Source organism: Micromonospora sp. NPDC050397 (genome assembly GCF_044901685.1).
Taxonomy (GTDB): domain Bacteria; phylum Actinomycetota; class Actinomycetes; order Mycobacteriales; family Micromonosporaceae; genus Micromonospora_G.
In genome coordinates, this window is the sequence record NZ_JBJDPS010000009.1 from 82768 (window position 1) to 87481 (window position 4714).

1 pseudogene is annotated in these 4714 nt (G+C 75.0%); it reads right to left on the bottom strand.

What is annotated here, in order from left to right:
* Positions 1-4 precede the first annotated feature (4 nt).
* A pseudogene (locus tag ACI2K4_RS25715) lies at positions 5-4579 on the bottom strand (type I polyketide synthase); the annotation flags it as partial.
* Between the last annotated feature and the right edge of the window lie 135 nt (positions 4580-4714).

Sequence of the window (4714 nt, forward strand, 5' to 3'; positions counted from 1 at the left end):
TTACTCAACCCGCGTCCGGGGCGGCGTCGCCCAGGGCGAGCTTCACCAGGTCGGCGACGTCCATCGCGTCGAGATCACCGGCGGGTTCCGGTTCGGACCGGCTCGGCTCGGCCGGCGCCAGCCGCAGGAGCCGGTGCAGCAGCCCGGACTCCCGCAACCGCTCGACCGGGATCGCGGCCAGCCGGGCGCGGATCTCGGCGTCGGGCAGGTCCACCTCGTCCTCGGCGGGAACGAGCGTCTCCCCGATGTGCCCGGCGAGTTGCTCGGCGTTCGGGTAGTCGAAGACCAGCGTCGGCGAGAGCCGCAGTCCGGTGACGGTGACCAGCCGGTCACGCAACTGGACCGCGGTGAGCGAGTCGAAGCCGAGTTCGTTGAACGCGCGGCCGGGCGCGACCGAGGTCCCCGACTCGTGGCCGAGCACGGCGGCCACCTCGTCGCGTACCAGACGCAACAGGATGCGTTCCCGTTCGGCCGGGGCGACGTCGGCCACCCGGGCGGCCAGGTCGTCACGGGCCAGGTCGTCACGGGCCAGGTCGTCACGGGCCGGGCCGGTCTCGGGCTGCGGGTCGGGGAGCAGGTCATCGAACAGTGGCCGGGCCCGCGCGGTCGAGAACACCGGAACAAACCGCGCCCAGTCCACGTCGGCCACCGTGACCAGCGCCTCGGCCGTACCGGCCGCGACGCTGAGCGCCTCCATCGCCCGGGCCGGGGCCATCGGGTTGAGACCGCGCCGCCGTAGTCGGTCCGCGACCCGCTCGTCGGCCGCCATGCCGATCCGGGCCCACGGCCCCCAGGCGATCGCCGTTCCGGGACGGCCCTGCGAGCGGCGTCGCGAGACGAGCGCGTCCAGGGCCGCGTTCGCCGCCGCGTACGCGCCCTGCTCCGCGCTCCCCCACACGCCGGCGATCGAGGAAAAGACGATCAACGGTACGTCCGGCAGCAGCTCGTCGAGGTGGACCGCGCCGTCCACCTTGCCGGCCGCCACGGCACGCAGGTGCTCCGCGTCCTCGGCGCCCAGTGGCACGTCCTGGCTCACCCCGGCCGCGTGTACGACCGCGTCCACCTCGCCGACCTCGGCGAGCAGTGCCTCGACCGCCGACCGGTCGGACAGGTCGCAGGCGTACGCCCCGGCGGTCGGCAGTTCGGCGAGCAGTTCCGCCACCCCGGGGGCCGAGGCGCCCCGGCGTGAGACCAGCACCAGCCGCCGCGCCCCCTGGGCCGACGCCCACCGGGCCACCTCCGCGCCGAGCCCGCCGGTGCCCCCGGTGACCAGCACGGTGCCGGTCGGCACCCAACGGGCCGGCTCGGCCGGCACCGGGGCGGGGACCAGTCGCCGCAGCAGCGGACCGGCCGCGCGGATGGCGACCTGGTCCTCGGTGCCGAGTCCGCCGGCCAGCACCGACACCAACCGGTCCAGCACCACCCGGTCGAGCCGCTCGGGTACGTCGACCAGCCCACCCCAGCGCTGCGGGTCCTCCAGGCCGGCGACCCGGGCCATCCCCCAGGCCGCCGCCGGGCCGAGTTCGGGCGCCGGATCGTCCGGACCGGTGGAGACCGCGCGCCGGGTGAGGAACCAGTGCGGTGCCGGATGGCCCGACCGGACGACCGCGAGGGCCTCGGCGGGTGTCGACACCACGGCCAGTACCCCGTCCAGGGCCGGACCGGGCTCGGCCACGACCTTGACGCCCGCCGCGCGCAGCGCCTCGGCAAACGTCGCGCCGTCGTCGCCATTGTCGTTCTCGTCGCTGTCGCCGTTGTCGCTGTCGCCGAGCACGAGCCAGGTGCCGGTCAGCGGCGCGGCCGACGGCTCGACGGCCGGCTGCCACTCGATCCGGTAGCGCCAGCGTTCGACGCCGGGTTGTGCCAGCGGCAGCGCCTCCAGCCAGAACCGCCGCCGGTGGAACGCGTACGTCGGGAGGTCGACGCGGCCCGCGCCGGGCAGCAGCGCGGCCCAGTCGACCGGGGCGCCGTGGACGAACAACGTGGCCAGTGCCGTGAGCGCGGTCGTCGGCTCGTCCCGGTCCCGACGCAGCATCGGGACGCAGGCGGCGTCCGGCCGCAGCCGCTGGACCATCGCGGTGAGCACACCGTCCGGCCCGAGTTCCACGAACGTACCGACGCCGGTACGCGCGCCGATCGCGGCGGCGAACCGCACCGGCCGGCGTACCTGCTCGACCCAGTACTCGGGATCGGACCAGAGCCCCGGCTCCACCGCGCGGCCGGTGACCGTCGAGATGACCGGCACGGTCGGTTCGGCGAAGGTCAGGGTTCGTACGACGGCCCGGAACTCGGCGACCATCGGCTCCATCAGTCGCGAGTGGAACGCGTGGCTGGTACGCAGCCGCGAGGTCTTCCACCCCTGCTCGGCGACCCGGTCGAGGTCCGCCTCGGGCCCGGACACCACCACCGCGTCCGGGGCGTTGACGGCCGCGAGGTCCAGGTCCGGAAAGACCGCGAGTACGTCAGCCTCGCTGGCCTGCACGGCCAGCATCGCGCCGCCCGACGGCAGCGCCTGCATCAGCCGGCCCCGGGCGGTGACCAGCGTCGCCGCGTCGGCCAGCGACAGCACCCCGGCGACGTACGCCGCCGCGATCTCGCCGACCGAGTGGCCCACCAGGACGTCGGGTCGCACGCCCCAGTGGGCGAGCAGGGCGTGCAGGGCCACCTCGACGGCGAACAGCGCGGGTTGGGCGTACCCGGTGTGGTGGACGAGGTCGTCGTCGGCGAGCACCTCGGCCAGGGGCCGGTCCAGGTGCGGGTCGAGCGCGGCGGCGACGGTGGCCAGCGTGTCCGCGAAGACCGGGAACTCGGCGGCGAGCGCCGCGCCCATGGCCGGTCGTTGCGCCCCCTGGCCGGTGAAGAGGAAGGCCCGCTTGCCGCGTGTCGCGACCCCCTCCACCACAACTTCGCCCCGGCTGCCGGCGGCCCAGGCGGTCAGCGCGTCGCCGGCCTTCGCGGCACCGCCGTCGGCGGCTCGGGTGAGAAGCACCGCCCGGTGCGGCAGCGCCGCCCGCAACGTGGCCGACCACGCCACGTCGGCCAGCGGCCCGTCCGGGTGCTCCCGCAGGTGCCCGCCGAGTCGTCCGGCCTGCCGGCGCAACGCGTCGGCGTCCGGCGCGGTGACGACCAGCGGCAGCAGCGTCCCACCCGCCGACGGTCGGGCACGGGGCGTGCCGGCGGCGGTCGCGGGGGCGACCTCCGTGGCCGGGGGTTCTTCCACGATGACGTGGGCGTTGGTGCCGCTGATCCCGAACGACGAGACGCCGGCCCGCCGTGGCCGCTCCCCGGCTGGCCAGGGGCGCGCCGTGGTGAGCAGTTCGACGTTGCCCGCATCCCAGTCGACCTTCGGGGTCGGCTGGTCGACGTGCAGCGTACGGGGCAGAACGCCGTGCCGCATGGCCTGGATCATCTTGATGATCCCGGCGACCCCGGCGGCGGCCTGGGTGTGCCCGAGGTTCGACTTGATCGACCCGAGCCAGAGCGGCGTCGGCCGGTCCTGGCCGTAGGTCGCCAGGAGCGCCTGCGCCTCGATCGGGTCGCCGAGCGTGGTGCCCGTCCCGTGCGCCTCCACCACGTCGACGTCCCGGGTGGTCAGGCCGGCGCCGGCCAGGGCGGCCCGGATCACCCGCTGCTGCGACGGCCCGTTCGGGGCGGTGAGCCCGCTCGACGCGCCGTCCTGGTTGACGGCGCTGCCGCGTACCACCGCGAGGATCGGATGACCCAGCCGCTGGGCGTCGGAGAGCCGCTCGACCAGCAGCATGCCGGCGCCCTCGCCCCAGCCGGTCCCGTCGGCACCGGCGGCGAAGGACTTGCACCGGCCGTCGGCGGCCAGTCCGCGCTGCCGGGAGAAGCCGATGAAGGTGTCCGGGGTGGCCATCACCGCCACCCCGCCGGCCAGCGCCAGGTCGCACTCACCCGTCTGTAGTGCACGGGCGGCCAGGTGGAGCGCGACCAGCGACGACGAACACGCGGTGTCCACGGTCAGCGCGGGCCCCTCGAGCCCGAGCGTGTACGCGATCCGCCCGGAGGCGACGCTGCCGGAGTTGCCGGTGCCCAGGTACGCCTCGACCTCGTCCGGTACGTCGAGCAGGCGCGCGGCGTAGTCGTGGTACATCAGCCCGACGTAGACGCCGGTACGGCTGCCCCGCAGACCGAGCGGGTTGACCCCGGCGTGCTCCAGCGCCTCCCAGGCGGTTTCGAGCAGGAGACGTTGCTGCGGGTCCATCGCCAGCGCTTCCCGGGGCGAGATCCCGAACACGTCCGGGTCGAAGTCGGCCGCGTCGTAGAGGAACCCGCCCTCCCGGGCGTACGACGTACCGGGGTGGTCCGGGTCCGGGTGGTAGAGACCGTCGACGTCCCAGCCACGGTCGGTCGGGAACAGCCCGATGCCGTCCCGACCCTCGGCCACCAGTTCCCACAACTCGTCCGGGGTGCTGACACCACCGGGGTAGCGGCACGCCATGCCGACGATGGCGATCGGCTCACCTGTTCCGGCCTCGACCTCCGCCAGCCGCTTGCGGGTCTGGTGGAGGTCCGCGGTCACCCGCTTCAGGTAGTCCCGAAGCTTCTGCTCACTCGACGACACCAGCGCGTCACCTCACTCCGGCGGACACCGGGTTGCGGGGCGGCGCCGCGCACCGGCGGCACCGTCCCGGACGCTAGGAGCGCCCGCCCGCCCCCTCAACCCCTACGACTCCCTTAGCGGGTGCCCCGG